This is a genomic window from Corynebacterium oculi (genome assembly GCF_001412105.1).
Taxonomy (GTDB): Bacteria; Actinomycetota; Actinomycetes; order Mycobacteriales; family Mycobacteriaceae; genus Corynebacterium; species Corynebacterium oculi.
The window spans coordinates 491,607-507,463 of record NZ_LKST01000001.1 but is presented as its reverse complement, the minus strand read 5'-3'; the positions used below and the strand labels follow the sequence as shown (position 1 = coordinate 507,463).

Below are 15,857 nucleotides of genomic sequence, written 5' to 3'. Positions count from 1 at the left end.
GCCAAGCCTAGCGTGAAGCCGGTATGGTCAATGCACGTGTCACTCCCGTTTCGCTCCCGCACCAGCCTCGCCCTCGTCCTCGGCCTCGCCGCCGCCCCGCTGCTTAGCGGCTGCGAGATAGACGAGTTCCTGGGCCCTCGCCCCAACGCAGCGGTGAGCGAGCTGGCCGCCGGGGCGCGCGCGGACGCCGATCGCCTCTCCGTGGATAATCCGAACCTTGCCGCGCTGCGGGAGGAGCAGGCTCGGACTTTCGACGCCGAGGTGGCCCGCCTCTGCGGCACCCTGGAGGATGGCAGCACCCCGGCCTCCTGCACCAACGAGGAAGAAAACACCGAGCCGCTAGAGCACACCGGCCTGGAACAAATCCTGCTGAGTTTTGCCTCCCTCCCGGAGGAATCCCGGCCCCTGGCCGCGCAGCAGGCGATCATTCTCGCAGAAGCCACCGGCACCACCGACGTGGAGGCCGCCGCGCAGCGGGCAGACCTTTCCTCCGATCCCGAGGCCGCCGACGCCGCCCGCGAGGTGCTGCGCCGGGAGCACGCCCTGGCCTACGGGGTGGGCGTGGCCAAGGCCTTCGGCGCGAGCAACCTCAAGGACCTCACGGCCGCGATCAACGAGCGCATCGCGGCGCTGACCACCGCTCTAGAACCCACCGGGGATGTCCCCGTGGCCGAGGCCGGGTACCTCATCACCGGCGTGCCCTCCCCCACGGACGCCGCCTCCGCGCAGGGGTTTGTTACCGCCGCGATTAATCAGGCGGCGGATTCCTGGGAGGCGGCCGCTGCGGCCGCCACCGGCGATGAGGCGGGGTGGCTGGAATTGGCCGTCACCGGGGCCGCCCACGCGGGGCGCTTCCGCTAGTTCAGCCCCTAACCCAGCCCAGCAGGGTCTGCACGGCCTCCTCGGCGGGCACCTCCACGGATTCCCCGCCGCGGGCGCGCAGCTCGATCTTGCCGTCCGCGTAGCCTCGGCCCAGGATCGCGGCAAAGGGCATGCCCAGCAGCTCGGCGTCCTTGAACTTCACGCCGGGGCTGACCTTGGGGCGATCGTCAAAGAGCACCTCGATCCCCTCCTGGGAGAGTTCCTCGGCCAGGGCACCGGCGGCCGCCACGGCGGCGGCGTCCTTGTTCGCTGCCACCACGTGTACCTGGTAGGGGGCAACCTCCACCGGCCAGCGCAGGCCCTTCTCATCGTGCAACTGCTCCGCCAGCACCGCCATCACGCGGGACACGCCGATGCCGTAGGAACCCATCGTGGGCACGGAGCGCTTGCCGTTGACATCAAGGATCTGCACGTCAAAGGCCTCGGTGTACTTGCGGCCCAGCTGGAAGATGTGGCCGATCTCGATGCCGCGCTCCAGGGTCAGGGTGCCCTGGCCCTCCGGGGCGGGATCGCCCTCCTTGATCTGGGCTGCCTCCACAAAGCCATCCGGGGTGAAGTCTCGCCCGCACACCAGGTTCACCACGTGGCGGTTCTTCTCATCGGCCCCGGTGATCCACCGGGTGCCGCGCACCACGCGGGGATCGGCCAGCACGGTGATCCCGTTGGCGGCCAGGCCGCGCGGCCCGATGTATCCCTTGACCAGGAAGGGGTTGTTCTTGAAGTCCTCTTCGTCCGCCAGTTCCACCTCGGCGGGTTCAAAGGAGGCCTCCAGGCGCTTCATGTCCGCCTCGCGGTCGCCCGGCAGCAGAATACCCGTCAGTTCTGCCTCCTCGGCCCCCGGCTGGGTCACCTTCACCATGAGGCACTTGAGGGTGTCGCTGAGCTGCACCGGACGGTCGTCGATAGTCAGCCCCTCGGCCCGCGCCCAGTCCAGCAGGGTCTCCATGGTGGGGGCGTCCGGGGTCTCATACACGCGGGCCTCCGGCTGGCCCTCGATCTCCCGCTCCTGGCCGGGCTGGGTGACCACGGCCTCCACGTTGGCGGCATAATCGCCCTGCGTGGCACGCACAAAGGTGTCCTCGCCATTGGGGGAAACGGCCAGGAACTCCTCCGAGGCCGAGCCTCCCATCGCCCCGGAGGTGGCCGCGCAGATCACGTAATCCAGGCCCAGACGATCAAAAATGCGCTGGTACGCGCCGCGATGGCGCTGGTAGGATTCCGCCAACCCGGCATCGTCCATGTCAAAGGAATAAGAATCCTTCATCACAAACTCCCGGCCGCGCAGGATACCGGCGCGGGGACGCTCCTCATCACGGTACTTGGTCTGCACCTGGTAGAGGGTGACCGGAAAGTCCTTATAGGAGGAATACAGATCCTTCACCGCAGTGGTGAACATCTCCTCATGCGTGGGGCCGAGCAGCATATCCGCCCCCTTGCGATCCTTCAGTCGCAGAAGAGAGGAGCCATACTCCGTCCAGCGCTGCGAGGTCTCATAGGGCTCGCGCGGCAGCAGCGCGGGGAAGAGCAATTCCTGGGCGCCGATGCCGTCCATCTCCTCGCGCACCAAGGTTTCGATCTTCCGCAGCGTGCGCAGGCCCAGCGGAAGCCAGGAATAAATACCGGGGGCGACACGGCGAATGTACCCGGCGCGAACGAGCAGCTTATGGCTGGGAACCTCGGCATCGGCCGGGTCCTCGCGCAGGGTGCGCAAAAAGAGCGTGGACAAGCGAGTAATCATGCCCTCAGACTCTACCCGTTAGGCTAGAGCGCATGTTGATCGTCCTACCCCCATCGGAAACCAAGGCTCACGGGGGTTCCGGCGCGCCGCTGCGCTGGGAATCGCTCTCCTTCCCTTCCCTCACCCCCAGGCGGAGCAGCATCGCCGCCGACCTCGCGGCATTGCCCGTGGACGAGGCCCTGGGAATCCTCGGAATCTCGGAGAAACTACGCCCCGAAGCCGAGGAAAACACCCGGCTTCTCTCCGGGCCCACCATGCCCGCCATCGAGCGTTACACGGGCGTGCTCTACGACGCCCTCGACGCCCCCTCCCTCCCACCCGCCGCCCGCGAGCACCTGGCGGTGGGCTCGGCGCTGTTCGGGGTGGTCCGCGCGGGGGACATGATCCCGCACTATCGCCTTTCCGCCGGCACCAAACTCCCCGACGCCTCCGGGAACTTCCCCACCATGAAGGCCCGCTGGGGCAAGGCCATCACGCAGGCCCTGAGCGAGGTGGAGGGCCTGGTGATTGACCTGCGCTCCGGGGGCTACCAGCAACTAGGCCCCTGCCCCGGCGCGCTGACCGTGCGAGTGGAATCCGTGCGCGAGGACGGCAGCCGCAAGGTGGTCAGCCACTTTAACAAGCACTACAAGGGGGAATTGGCTCGCGTGTTGGCGCTCAGCGACGCCGAGCCTACCGACGCCGCCTCGGTGGCCGAGGTGGCGCGCGCAGCGGGCATGACGGTGGAGGAGGACTCCCCCACCCGGCTCACTTTGGTGGTGTGAGTTATTCGGTTTCTTCTTCCGCAAATAATGCTTGCTCATACACAGAGGCCGTCTGCCTAGCCATCTCACCGAGAACCTCGGCCCCGTCTACGGCATTTTCCACCACGGTATCCAATCGCTCGGGATTGTTTGCAAGGGTGGACACCGCGTCCTGTGCCTGCGCCCTCACCTCTGCTAATCCATACATGGAAGCAAAAAAGGCCATATCGTTCGCATCGTCCAGCGTGGGAGGTTCACCCGAGTTCATGGTCTCTGCGGGTAATGCCTCCGCCTCCCACTCCGTGAGGCGTTGCTGATATTCATTGTAAGTCAATACCGAATCATTCTGCTCAGCAGTCTCCGTGAACTCCGGCAACTCAAATCGCTCATTCACCTGCCCATCGGGAATGCCATAGGCCTCCTCTAACGCCACGTCAAAGGGCTGCGTGGCCAAAAGAACGCCGAATATAGTCTTGGAGGTCGTCCCCAATGCTTCACCATTGTTGGGGTCAAAGTTGATTCCCCCAGAGTCTCCTGGAAGCCCTGGAGTGGTGGACCAGATGTTATTCCTGGTGCGCAGAAACTGCACGCCGCACGTACGCCCCGTGGTCTGGCCGTCCTTGCAGATGGGCTGACCGAAGTTATCAAAGGAAATCTCCCCTTCCCCAAGATCGCGGTAATCACGCACTCCCGTGAGCACCACGGGAGTGCCGTGGCTATGCCCATATTGATCCACGGAATCGCCCACTCGCGTCATCTCCGCCTCGGGATTGATCTCAGCGGTGCCCCAGTCTGGATTCCATAGCCAAAAATCCGCGTCGAATAAATGCTGTTCATTCTGCATTTTCTCCCCACGATCGGGCCTAGCAATCAGCATATTTCCATCGTCCATAGGGGCATAGAGGTAGGAAATATCCCCCTCCCCTTCCGATCCCTTCACGCAATGCGCCGCACTGACCATCACGTTCTTCTCTGAGAGCCATCGGGCAAAGTCACCGTGCCGGGAAGCCCCTGAGAACACCTGCCCACCACGTCAAACTCCGGCGGTACCTCGACGGGCAAATCATGAGAGGGGTTCTCCTCCCCCAATACCATCAATGCTCCCGGGGCCACCTCGGCGGCGGTGGCAGAGGCGGGCATCACCACGCCAGCGGTGATGCCCGCCAGACCCACGGCTATAGCGCCATAACGAATACACGACATTATTCTTCCTCATTTCCTTCTTCTGCAAGCAGGTTCTCAAAGGCCTCGCCATAGGCCTGCGCGGTCTCCTCCACCAGATTGCCCACGTACTCGGCGGTATCCACGGCATTGCTCACCACCGTGCCCATCTGGGTGGGGTCCTCGGAAAGGAGGTTTACGGCGTCCTGGGTTTGAATCCGCACCTCGCCTATCCCTGACTCCAGATTGATCCAGGCCTGCTCCTGTGCATCCTCTAGTGCCAAAGGTTCTTCCGATACAAGCATGTCCTCGGGAAGATTCTGTTCCGCCCATTCATCGATCTGCTCCGTGTCCTCTTTTAGGGTGTAGGCCTGAGAGTGCTGATCCGTGGATTCCGGCAGAGTGAAACGCTCATTGACCTGTCCATCGGGAATGCCATAAGCCTGTTCCAGAGCCACGTCCATAGGCTGAGCACGGCCTATGAGCCCCACGATCCCTATCGAGGTAACACCCAATGCCTCACCCGTGACGGGGTCAAAGTTCACTCCTCCGGAGTCCCCGGACAGGTAGAGGTTCGTGTGCCAGATTCCGTTGCTCGTGCGCATGAGTTGAGCCCCACAAGTGCGCCCGGAAGTTTGCCCATCTTTGCAGATAGGCTGACCAAAGTTATCAAAGTCCACTTCCCACTTTTCGAGGTCTCGGTAATCTCGCACCCCAGTGAGCACCACCGGATCGCCGTGTCTACGCCCGTACTGATCCACGGAATCCGCCACACGGGTCATATCTGCATCGCCGACCACTTCTGCGGTGGCCCAGTCGGGGCCATCAAACTGCCGGATCACCGCGTCTATTCCGCCTCCTTCCGGGACCGGGTACACCTTGTCTCCGTGCTCTCGCCGAGCAATAAGCTTCCGGCCTTCGGATAGCGGGGCATATACCTCGGGATATGTTTCTACTCCTTCCCCCTCAATGCCGTAGAGGCAGTGTCCGGCGCTCACCAACACGTTGCGCTGGGAACCATCATCAAGGGTTACCGTCCCCGATATCCCCTGAGAGCATGAAGCCGTGGTGATGATCTCCAAGGGGACTTCCCCAACCTCCTCCTGCACTCTGTCATCAAGGCCGTCCGTGGCCATTCTCATCGGCGCACCTGGCGCGACCTCGGCGGCGCTGGCCGTGGTAGCGAAAACAGGGGTGACCATGCCAGCGGCGATTCCCGCCAGACCCACGGCTATAGCGCCATAACGAATACGCGACATTATGCTTCCTCTCCTAGCAGCAGGCCTAGTCCTGCCTGGATGTTTTCCTCGGTCAAGGCAGCCACGTGCTGCGCAACTTCTTGGGTATCTGCCACCACGGCGGGCAATTCTGCGGGGTTCTCCCATACCCGCTGGGTGGAGTCCTCCGCCCATTGCACGGTTTCCTCCACCGCTTCCTGGGTATTGGCCTCGATGATCTCCCCCGCTGGCGTGGCGGGTTCCTCCTCTTCCAAATTTTCCTCAGCCCATTGCCGCTTTTGTTGCTTTTCTTCCTCATACACGCGCACCGGGTCGTGCCCCTCCGTGGATTCCGGCAAGGCAAAGCGCTCATTGACTTGTCCATCGGGTACCCCATAGAGCTGCTCGATGGTGCGATCAATGGGCTGAGAGACAGAAAGCATGTTGCTGAAGGACAATCCATAGGAAACCATTGCCAGCGCTTCCCCAGTCTCAGGATCAAACTGAATACCACCGGAATCTCCTCCAGCGATCTCATTCAACGACCACAGGCTGTTCTGCGTCCTCATGAGTTGCACGCCACAGGTGCGTCCGGTGGTCTGACCGTCCTTGCAGATGGGCTGGCCAAAGTTATCAAAGGAAACCTGCCAGGGCCCCAACGCGGGGTAATCGCGTATTCCGGTGAGAGTCACGGGTTCTCCGTGCGATTGTCCGTATTGATCCACCGAATCCGCAACCCTGGTGGTATGAACCCCCTCAACTAATTCCGCCGAGGCCGCATCGTCTGTATCAAAAAACAGCCTTAACCGCTCTATGTCGCCAAGGTCATCGGGAAATCCAGGCACCTCTTCCCCGTGCTCCCGCACGGCAATGAGTTTATCTCCTTCAGGGGTGCGCGCATATACTTCTGGTTTGAGGGTGACGGAATCTTGCTCCTCACCCACCAGACAATGCGCCACGCTGATAAGAACGTCCTTACGTGTTCCATCTTCCAGGGTGACCGTTCCTGGCAATCCCTGGCTGCACGTAGAATTCAGAAACTCCTGGGGTGCCTCAGCCAGCGGCGAACCCTCTTCCGGTTCCAGGTAGATTTTCATCGGTGCCCCCGGCGCGACCTCGGCGGCGGTGGCCACCGGGGCGGCAAGCCCCAGGCCGGTGGTGGCCAGGCACAGAGCCAGTCCAACACGCATATTCTTCATAGTCATTCTTCCTTTCCGCGAATGTGATTGCAGGGATTAGTTCACCGCGCGTCGATTGATAACCCACCCGGCCGCAGCGGTGACGGCAAAAACCATGCCAACCAGAACCAGGGTGGCCACCGGGCGATCGCTCCCCGTCACCGTGTAGCCGGAATCCTCACCCAGCATCATGATGGCGGTATTGCGCCTGGGCAGCAGGTGGGCGAGCGCCTGAGCCCAGCTCGCCCCGCCCTCGGCATAAGCGGTAACAGCAAGTTCCAGGATCATCATGTCGATGAGCAAGATCATCGCCGCGTACACGGCCTTACCTAAGACGTAGGTGAGCATGGCCGCCAGAACGAGGAACACCGCGACCTCCACATAGGATGCCAAGATAAAGAGGAAGTCGCTCCCCTCCGGGGAGAAATTAACATCATGCCCCAGGGCCACCACTACCAGCATGGCCACGGCCGCTCCCAGGGTGATAGCCGCGAAGAAGCCGAGCACCAGCAGCGTCACGCGCGCCAGGGCTATGCCAAGGCGGTGGTTGGTGGAAAGGTACATCCAGCCGATGCTGCCCCGGGAGATTTCCGCCCCAATGAGCATGGCCCCGGCGAAGATGGCCACCAGACATATCAGATCCGAGCCGCCAAAGAAGCCACTGAGGGATAGGGGCCCGTCATCCTCTTCCCTCGTTGTGAGAACAACAAGAACGGGGAGCGCCGCCACCGCGAGCAGGGTGATAATGAGATACACCCAGGTGGATCGGAGGGAAAAGAGGGATCGCGCTTGGCTGACCAGGTATGACATATCAATGATCCTTTCTGTGGTGAAACGGCGCTTATACAGCCCGGTATTCGGTGGACTCGGCCGTGGCGGAGAGGAATGCCTCCTCCAGGGAGGGGGTGCGGCGTTGTAATCCGGCCACCGTGAGATCCAGCGCCCGGCACATCGCCCCCACCTCCATGGGGTCCTCCACGCCAAAGACGTTCAGTTGATTCTCCGGGCCGCGCTCCACCCTGATCCCGCTGCTGGTCAGTGCGTCCTCCAACTCGTCGGGTCGGTCCACTCGCACCTCGATCAGCGATTCCCCGCTGGTGCCCACGAACTCCTCCACGGTGCCCTCGCGCACCAGCTGCCCGCGCCCAATCACCACCAGGCGATCGGCCGTTAGGGACATCTCGGAAAGCAGGTGTGAGGACACCAGCACCGAGCGCCCCTCGGCGGCTAGTTCCCGGATTCGGTCGCGCATCCAGTGCACGCCCTCGGGGTCAAGGCCGTTGACGGGCTCGTCGAGAAGCAAATGCTTCGGATCGCCCAGCAGCGCGCAGGCCAGCCCGAAGCGCTGCTTCATGCCCAGGGAGTAGCCGCCCACCTTTTTCTGCGCCACGCTGGCGATTCCCACGCGCTCTAGCACGTCGTCAACGCGGCTCATGGGAACGCCTTGCAGGGCGGCCATCATGCCCAGGTGCGCGCGGGCGCTGCGTCCGGGGTGGAACCAGGTGGCATCAAGCAGGGTTCCCACCACCTTGGCCGGGTGGGGGAGGCTGCGGAACTCCGTACCGTCAAAAGTTGCGGTGCCGGAGGTGGGTTTTTCCAGCCCCACCGCCATGCGCATGGTGGTGGATTTTCCCGCACCATTGGGCCCGAGGAAGCCGGTGACTAGGCCGTCGGGCACCGTGAACGAGAGATCGTCCACGGCGTTTTTATCCTTATACGTTTTGGTCAGATTCTTTACTTCGAGCATGTACCCCATCGTGCTGTATCCGTTTTCTCAGCACATCGCCCCCAGGGGTGAAAAACCATGCTCAACCGTGGGGATGATGGAGCAGTTCCTCCGGGGTGACCACCCCGCGCCGATAGGCAAAAAGCACCGCCTGTACGCGATCCCTGGAACAGGTCTTCATCAATATATGCCGCACATGGGTTTTCACGGTGGCCATAGAAACAAATTCCTGCTCCGCAATCTCCTGGTTATTCAGCCCCAACGCCATCAGGCGCAACACGTGCGTTTCCCGCTGCGTCAATTCCTCCACTTCGCTCACCGTGGCGCTTATCGACGCCGCCCCTCCCGCAGGCGCCAGGTCTCGCAGGACGTTCGCCGTCACCTTGGGGGAAAGCACTGCCTCCCCGGAATGCACCACCCGCACGGCGCGCAGTAATTCCTCCGGTTGGGCGTCTTTCAACAAGAACCCGCTGGCCCCCGCGTCAATGGCACCGCGCACAAACTCGTGATCGTCAAAGGTGGTAAGCATGATGACCTTGGTGGTTGGTTGTTCCCGCAGCAGGACTTCCGCGGCAGCGATGCCGTCTACCCTGGCCATTTGCACATCCATGAGCACCACGTCCACGGGGGTTTGTCCCGGCACCTGGTCGCCATCGCTAACGTCCCAGGCCACCTCCATATCCTCCTGGGAATTCACCAGCATGGCAAAGCCGGTGCGCACCAGAGGTTGATCGTCCACCAGCCCCACCGTGATTTTTTCGCTCACCAGGTTACCCTCGCTTCCACTAAGAACTCGCCGTCTTTCCTTTTCACGTCCAGGGTGCCACCCTGGGCGCACACCCGCTCCCCCATTCCGATGAGCCCATAACCGTTCTCCCCAACGCTTTCCTTCGCGGGGTTGCGCGAATGAATCACCACCGCGCGATTTTCCACCTTTACCGTGAGGCCACCCGTGCCCGTGCTGGAATACTTCAGCATATTGGTGAGCAGTTCCTGCACCGTGCGATAAATGATGAACTGGGTAAGGGCGGGAAGATCATCAGGAATATCTCTTAGCCCCATCACGGTAAGTTCCAGTCCATTGCGACGCGCCTCTCCCACCAGCATAGAAAGGTCGGCAACTCCGGGAGCAGAACGAGTATCGCGTTGCCCGTCCTCCCTCAGTACCGAAAGCAAACCCCGCATTTGTGTGAGAGCTTCCCTTGATGTTTGCGAGATAGTTTCTAGGGTCTTCACCGCCAATTGAGGCTCCTTAGCCGCATTGTAGCGCGCGCCATCAGCCAAAGCGATCACACCAGAGAGGCTGTGCGCCACGATATCGTGCATCTCCCGAGCGATACGAGTTCGCTCTAAAGTACCCGCCATGTCAGCCCTCTCTTGAAGAATTTTGCGTTGAACCTTTACCATCCTCCTATTATTTCCAGAAATCCAGAAAAATAGGATGAACACATCCGTCAGAATAAACGAGCCCATAACATGCTCCACCACAAGACGGATACTGCCCATATCAAGCATATTCCCCATCCAACTTAATGCCGCAGCAGAATATCCCACCACCATGATACCTAGCCATAACTTTGCAGAAATCTTCTGCGACCTCTCCCCAGCCAGGTAGGACATATAAAATATCACCGCGTAGCCAAATGATATGGCTGAATACTCATAATATACCCAATAAAGAATAAAGGATATAAGAGTCGCAATACCCAAGACCAGATCAGGAGACCTGGGTATAATAAGCAGCAGTACCCCCAAAGCAAGAATCATCACCGAAGTGGAAGTCCGAGCATCAACAAGGCTTAGGTATGAAAATATCGTCCACGTACTCAGCGCTATTACTCGCCACAGGTTCCCCACCCAACCCACGTCAGGCCACGTTATCCACTTCAACAATCCCATAACGCCCCCACCGTAACGCACCTGCTCCCTCCCCACCTCACCCCTAGGGTTGATCTCCCCTCGGCCCCGCCACCTCACCAATCACGTACACAGCCGGGGAACGCACCTGGTTCCGGCTCATCGTTTCCGCCAAGTTCCCCAATGAGCAGCGGAACACCCGCTCTTTCTCCGTGCTCCCCTCCTGCACGATGGCGCAGGGCGTGGTGGGTTCCAGGGCGGCGTCGATAAGCGCCCCCGCAATGGCACCCGCCTGCCTCACCCCCATGATGACCACGATGGTGCCGCCGCTGCGGGCCAGGGCCGGCCAATCCACCTGGGAGCGCGGGTGGCCGGGCGGGAGGTGGGCGGAGACCACGTGAAAGGAATGCACGAGTCCGCGCTGCGTGAGCGGTATTCCCGCCAGCCCCGGCACGGCCACCGCCGAGGTCACGCCGGGAATCACCTCGCACTCAATCCCGTGACGCAGGCAGTGCTCGTATTCCTCGAAGCCTCGGCCAAACACGTAGGGGTCTCCGCCTTTGAGGCGGGCCACCACGGCCCCGGTACGGGCGTGCTCCACCAGCAACGCATTGATCTTTTCTTGGGTGGTTTGTTTGCCGTAGGGCAGTTTGGAGACGTCGATGATCTTCTTGGCGGAGGTATCGCAGAGTTTGTCCAGTTCCGCCGTGGGGCCAAGGTGATCGGTGAGGATCACCTCCGCTCGTTGCAGGGCCCTCATCCCCCGCACGGTGATGAGATCCCAGGCACCCGGCCCGCCGCCCACCAAGTACACGTGGCCGGGGCTGAAATACTGGTGCGTTGCCGTCATGGGTGCCGAGTGTACCCATACCGGGGCGGCCCGCTGAGGTTTTTCACCACCTTTTCACCGGGGTGTGTGACGGGAGTGATTCCCACCAATCACACAGTGGCAAGGAAAGGTGCTTTCTTTACGTTGTGGTGCCGGTGTGCACCCCATCCGTCACACAGTGGCAGGGAAAAGTACCACCACGCCACCGGGAAACACCACTGATTCACTCCCGCCCCACACCGGCGAGGAAAATCCCGCCCACCCCACGCAAAAACCGCCGCTCTCCTCACATCGTGAGCAAGAGCGGCGGTGTCAAGCGGGTATAAAAGGAAAACCTAGTCCTCCAGCTGCAAGGTGCGCTGGGTGTGCTCCCACACCTCGGCGAACATGTCCGGCTCGCCGGCCAGCTTGTGCCCGTAGGAGGGGATCATCTCGATGAGCTTATCGGCCCAGTCGATCATGCGCTCGCCAAAGCAGCGCTCCAGCAGTTCCACCATCGCCGCCGGGGCGATGGAGGCTCCGGGGGAGGCTCCGAGCAGGCCGGCGATGGAGCCGTCGGTGTCGTTGACCAGGGCCGTGCCAAACTCCAGGGAACCAAAGCGCGGGGCGGCCACGGGCTGAATCACCTGCACACGCTGGCCGGCGATCACGGTCTCCCAGTCCTTACCCTCGGCAAGGGGCATGTACTCACGCAGGGATTCCACGCGGCTGTCAAAGTTCTTCAGCACCTCGGTGACCAGGTACTTGGTCAGGCCGAATTCCTGCACCGCCACGCCCAGGTAGGAGGGGATGTTATCGGGGCGGATGGACTTGAAGAGGTCAAGGTAGGAGCCCTTCTTGAGGAACTTGGGCGTCCACCCGGCGAAGGGGCCAAAGAGCAGGCCGCGCTTGCCGTCGATCACGCGGGTGTCAAGGTGCGGCACGGACATCGGCGGGGCGCCCACGCGGGCCTTGCCGTACACCTTGGCCTGGTGCTGGGCGATGAGTTCCTCGTTGGTGCAGCGCAGCCACATGCCGGAGATGGGGAACCCGGCGATGCCGCGCACGTCGGCCACACCGGCCTTGCGCAGGAGGTCGAGCGCGTAGCCGCCCGCGCCCACGAACACAAAGTTCGCCCGCACCACGGAGAGGTCACCCGTGTGGACGTTTTTGACGGTGATGCGCCACTTCTTGCCCTCGCGCTTGAGCGCCTTGACCTCGTGCCCGTAGCGGAATTGCGTCCCGGCGCGCTGCCCGGCGTCGAAGAACTGGCGGGTCAGGGAGCCGTAGTTGATGTCGGTTCCGGCGTCCGTCCAGGAGATCGCCACGTCCTCGGAGTAATCGCGCCCGGCGGCCATGAGCGGCAGCTTCTCGGCAAACTCGTCGCGGTTATCGGTGAACTTCATGTTCGGGAAGAGCGGGTGCTCCGCCAGCACCTCGTAGCGGCGTCGCAAGTAGCCCACCTGGTCCTCGCCCTGGGCCAGGGAGACGTGGGGGACGGGGTTGATGAAGTCCCGGGGGGAGGGCAGCACGCCGCTGGTCACCTGGTGGGACCAGAACTGGCGGGAGACCTGGAACTTCTCGTTGATGGCCACGGCCTTGGTCACGTCGATCTTGCCGTTTTTCTCCGGCGTGTAGTTCAGCTCGCACAGGGCGGAATGGCCGGTACCGGCGTTGTTCCAGGGGGAAGAAGATTCCATCGCGGCGCCGTCGAGGCGTTCGAACACCATCTGTGTCCACGTGGGTTCCAGCTCTCGTAGCATGGCACCCAGGGTGGCGCTCATAATCCCGGCGCCAATGAGTGCGACATCCACCTCGTCGCTGATCGTTGTTTTCTCAGACACTTGCTCTTTTACCTCTTCTTCTTTGCGCTGGCGGCTGCCTCGCTTGGCTCCTGCAAACCCCGCGGCCCCGCCCGTATGCTCACGCGGGCCGCGGTCAGTGACCTACACCTTACGCCCCTGGGGGACGAAGTCCCGCACTATGGCACGCCTTTTCTTTCCCAATCGGGTGTTCTGCCATGCCACGGCTACCGAATGGCACCCCCGGTCTCTCCCCCACCACGGCAGGATAGAACCATCTACACTGGCTCGACATGGATCGTATCGCCGAGGAAGAGCTGCATTGGGATAAGGACATCCTGGGGGCGGGATTTTCCGCCGCCACCCTGAGCTTCGGGCGTGACCCGGATGGCGAGGGGGAGGCGGTGGCCACCCTCGTGCGTGCCGACGCCCCCGTGGCCACAGCTGCTTCCGCGTCCGCCGCCCAGGCGGGCCCCGGCAAACCAGCCGTGCTGTGGATACACGGCATGACCGATTACTTTTCCAGCGGCACGTAGCCGAGCAGTTCCGCGAACAGGGCTACCCCTTTTACGCCCTTGACCTGCGCAAGTGCGGCCGCTCGCACCGCCAGGGCCAGCATTGGCACTACACCAGCGATCTGCGCCACTACTACCCCGAGCTCACCGCCGTGGCGCGGTGGCTAGGCGAGCGCCACGGCGGCGTGGTTCCCCTGGCTCACTCCACCGGGGGGCTGGTGACCGTGCTTTGGCTGGATCACCTGCGCCATACCGATCCCGCCCTCCTGGGGAGGGTTCCCGCGGTGATCCTCAATAGCCCCTGGCTCGATATGCCCTTCCCCAAGGCCGTGGTGGCCGCCACCAAGGCGCTCACCAGCACCGTCGGCAGGGTACGCCCCTTCGCTTCCCTGCCGCAGAAGGAGGTCAGCGCCTACGGCCAGTCCCTGCACCGCTCCCTGGGCGGGGAATGGGAGTATGACACCACGTTCAAGCCCCTGGGCGGGCACCGTAAGTATTACGGCTGGATTCAGGCGATCTTTGCCGGGCAGGCGGCCGCACGTTCCCAACAGAGTTTGCCTATGCCCCTGCTCACGCTGTGCTCCGCCAAGTCCTGGCTGGGGCACGAGTACTCGGCGGCCTCCGATAGCGCCGATACCGTCCTGGACGTGGAACAGATTCAGCGCCTGGCCCCGGCCCTGGCGGAGGATTCTACGGTGGTGCCCCTCGATTCCGCCCGCCACGATGTTTTCCTTTCCACCCCGCTGGTGCGGGAGGAGGCCTTTGAGGTGACCTTCACGTGGCTTGATCAGACGCCCGATAAAGCACGGAAATAACTACCAGCCCCCGGAGGTTGTATCCCACATGAGTTCCCCCGCCAAGCATTATGACCTGATCGTCATCGGCTCCGGTTCCGGCAATACCCTGCCCGCCGAGTTCGATGATCTCTCCATCGCCCTCGTGGAGGAAGCCCGCTTTGGCGGCACCTGCCTCAACGTGGGCTGCATTCCCACCAAGATGTACGTGTACGCCGCGGACCTCGCCCTGAAGGCCCGGCACGCCGCCAGGCTCGGGGTGGACGCACAGGTTAATTCCGTGGATTGGCCCGGCATTGTGTCCCGCGTGTTTGACAAGCGCATCGATCCCTTTGCCAAGGCCGGGGAGGAGTATCGCCGTGGGCCCCGAACCCCCAATATCGATGTGTACGATCGGCACGCGGTGTTCGTGGGCGAGCGCACCCTGCGCACCGGACAGGGCGATACGGAAGCCCTCATCTCTGCCGATAACGTGGTGATCGCGGCGGGTTCCCGCCCCATGATCCCGGCGGCGATCACGGATTCCGGGGTGGAGTACCACACCAATGAGACGATCATGCGGCTGCCCGAGCAGCCGGAATCCCTCATCATCGTGGGCGGCGGGTACATCGCCATGGAGTTCGCGCACGTGTTTGAGGCCCTGGGCACCAGGGTGACCATAGTGAACCGCTCCGATGCCCTGTTGCGCCACCTGGATACGGAGATCAGCCGGGAGTTCACCAAGCTGGCCGCCGAGCGCTACGACGTGCGCTTTAACGCCGAAATCGAAGGACTCACCCAGGCCGAGGGCAGGATCACCGCCGCACTGAGCGATGGCTCCACCGTTCAGGCCACCCACCTGCTGGTGGCCACCGGCCGGGTGCCCAATGGTGATCGCCTCGATGCCCAGGCAGGCAACGTGTCCGTGACCAAGGGCAGGGTGGACGTGGATGAGTACGGCCGTTCCACCACCGCCCACGGCGTGTGGGCGCTTGGCGACGTCTCCTCCCCGCACCTGCTCAAGCACGTAGCCAACGCGGAGGCCCGCGCCGTGTGGCATAACCTGCTGCACCCGGAGGATCTGCGCCCCATGCCGCACGAGCACGTCCCCGCGGCGGTGTTTACCCACCCGCAGATCGCCACCGTGGGGCTCACGGAGGAGCAGGCCCACCGCAGCGGGGCGGACGTGACCGTCAAGGTACAAAAGTACGGCGACGTGGCCTACGGCTGGGCGATGGAGGATACCACCGGACTGGTCAAGCTCATCGCGGATCGCTCCACCGGTCGGCTTCTGGGCGCACACCTCATGGGCCCGCAGGCCTCCACCCTGATCCAGCAGCTCATCACGATCATGGCCTTTGACATTGACGTGCGTAAGGCCGCCCGCGAGCAGTATTGGATCCACCCCGCACTGCCCGAGGTGGTGGAAAACGCCCTGCTGGGGCTGGAGTTCTAGG

16 protein-coding genes are annotated in these 15,857 nt (G+C 62.6%); 5 read left to right on the top strand and 11 right to left on the bottom strand.

The features are described 5' to 3' along the window. Positions 1 to 36 precede the first annotated feature (36 nt). Positions 37 to 861 (top strand): hypothetical protein, encoded by an 825-nt coding sequence (locus tag Cocul_RS02385; RefSeq protein WP_150114316.1) that lies wholly within the window; start codon positions 37 to 39, stop codon positions 859 to 861. Position 862: 1 nt separating this feature from the next. Here Cocul_RS02385 and Cocul_RS02380 read toward each other — a convergent pair whose 3' ends face one another. After that, positions 863 to 2,620: a proline--tRNA ligase gene (locus Cocul_RS02380; protein WP_055121702.1), complete on the bottom strand. Its 1,758-nt coding sequence runs from the start codon at positions 2,618 to 2,620 to the stop codon at positions 863 to 865. A 32-nt stretch (positions 2,621 to 2,652) separates the two neighbouring features. Between Cocul_RS02380 and yaaA the strand changes: the two genes are divergently transcribed. Beyond that, positions 2,653 to 3,384: a peroxide stress protein YaaA gene (gene yaaA / locus Cocul_RS02375; RefSeq protein ID WP_055121701.1), complete on the top strand. Its 732-nt coding sequence runs from the start codon at positions 2,653 to 2,655 to the stop codon at positions 3,382 to 3,384. A gap of 1 nt (position 3,385) precedes the next feature. On the opposite strand, the gene Cocul_RS11670 is transcribed toward yaaA, so the two are convergent. The 10 genes from Cocul_RS11670 to mqo all read right to left on the bottom strand — a co-directional run bounded on the left by Cocul_RS11670 (position 3,386) and on the right by mqo (position 13,154). Further along, positions 3,386 to 4,207 (bottom strand): chymotrypsin family serine protease, encoded by an 822-nt coding sequence (locus Cocul_RS11670; protein WP_150114315.1) that lies wholly within the window; start codon positions 4,205 to 4,207, stop codon positions 3,386 to 3,388. Between the two features lie 116 nt (positions 4,208 to 4,323). Further along, positions 4,324 to 4,566, bottom strand: coding sequence for a hypothetical protein (locus Cocul_RS12205; RefSeq protein WP_069723543.1), 243 nt, complete (start codon positions 4,564 to 4,566; stop codon positions 4,324 to 4,326). Continuing rightward, positions 4,566 to 5,783, bottom strand: a complete 1,218-nt coding sequence (locus Cocul_RS12745; protein WP_082422115.1) for a chymotrypsin family serine protease — start codon at positions 5,781 to 5,783, stop codon at positions 4,566 to 4,568. The genes Cocul_RS12205 and Cocul_RS12745 overlap by 1 nt, the downstream gene beginning before the upstream one ends. Then, on the bottom strand, positions 5,783 to 6,940 hold the full coding sequence (locus Cocul_RS02360) for a chymotrypsin family serine protease (protein WP_055121700.1): 1,158 nt from the start codon (positions 6,938 to 6,940) through the stop codon (positions 5,783 to 5,785). Before Cocul_RS02360 ends, Cocul_RS12745 begins: the two co-directional genes overlap by 1 nt. Before the next feature lie 36 nt (positions 6,941 to 6,976). Next, positions 6,977 to 7,729, bottom strand: coding sequence for a hypothetical protein (locus tag Cocul_RS02355; protein ID WP_055121699.1), 753 nt, complete (start codon positions 7,727 to 7,729; stop codon positions 6,977 to 6,979). Between the two features lie 31 nt (positions 7,730 to 7,760). Beyond that, positions 7,761 to 8,666: an ABC transporter ATP-binding protein gene (locus Cocul_RS02350; RefSeq protein ID WP_055122007.1), complete on the bottom strand. Its 906-nt coding sequence runs from the start codon at positions 8,664 to 8,666 to the stop codon at positions 7,761 to 7,763. A 61-nt stretch (positions 8,667 to 8,727) separates the two neighbouring features. After that, positions 8,728 to 9,414, bottom strand: coding sequence for a response regulator transcription factor (locus Cocul_RS02345; RefSeq protein ID WP_055122006.1), 687 nt, complete (start codon positions 9,412 to 9,414; stop codon positions 8,728 to 8,730). Beyond that, positions 9,408 to 10,412, bottom strand: coding sequence for a sensor histidine kinase (locus Cocul_RS02340; protein ID WP_160318482.1), 1,005 nt, complete (start codon positions 10,410 to 10,412; stop codon positions 9,408 to 9,410). The genes Cocul_RS02345 and Cocul_RS02340 overlap by 7 nt, the downstream gene beginning before the upstream one ends. Positions 10,413 to 10,587: 175 nt before the next feature. Next, positions 10,588 to 11,352: a uroporphyrinogen-III C-methyltransferase gene (gene cobA, locus Cocul_RS02335; RefSeq protein ID WP_055121697.1), complete on the bottom strand. Its 765-nt coding sequence runs from the start codon at positions 11,350 to 11,352 to the stop codon at positions 10,588 to 10,590. A gap of 314 nt (positions 11,353 to 11,666) precedes the next feature. Beyond that, the gene (mqo, locus tag Cocul_RS02330) at positions 11,667 to 13,154 is read right to left on the bottom strand and encodes a malate dehydrogenase (quinone) (protein ID WP_055121696.1); all 1,488 of its coding nucleotides are present in this window, start codon (positions 13,152 to 13,154) and stop codon (positions 11,667 to 11,669) included. Between the two features lie 251 nt (positions 13,155 to 13,405). Here mqo and Cocul_RS12740 point away from each other — a divergent pair, with 251 nt between their 5' ends. Genes Cocul_RS12740 through mtr form a run of 3 tightly spaced genes read left to right on the top strand, consistent with a single transcriptional unit; the run spans position 13,406 to position 15,856 of the window. Beyond that, positions 13,406 to 13,648, top strand: coding sequence for a hypothetical protein (locus Cocul_RS12740; protein ID WP_245622069.1), 243 nt, complete (start codon positions 13,406 to 13,408; stop codon positions 13,646 to 13,648). After that, a complete protein-coding gene (locus tag Cocul_RS02325) occupies positions 13,606 to 14,442 on the top strand; it encodes an alpha/beta hydrolase (RefSeq protein ID WP_245622068.1) in 837 nt (278 codons plus the stop codon). Before Cocul_RS12740 ends, Cocul_RS02325 begins: the two co-directional genes overlap by 43 nt. A gap of 28 nt (positions 14,443 to 14,470) precedes the next feature. Beyond that, positions 14,471 to 15,856, top strand: a complete 1,386-nt coding sequence (mtr, locus tag Cocul_RS02320; protein ID WP_055121695.1) for a mycothione reductase — start codon at positions 14,471 to 14,473, stop codon at positions 15,854 to 15,856. Position 15,857 lies beyond the last annotated feature (1 nt).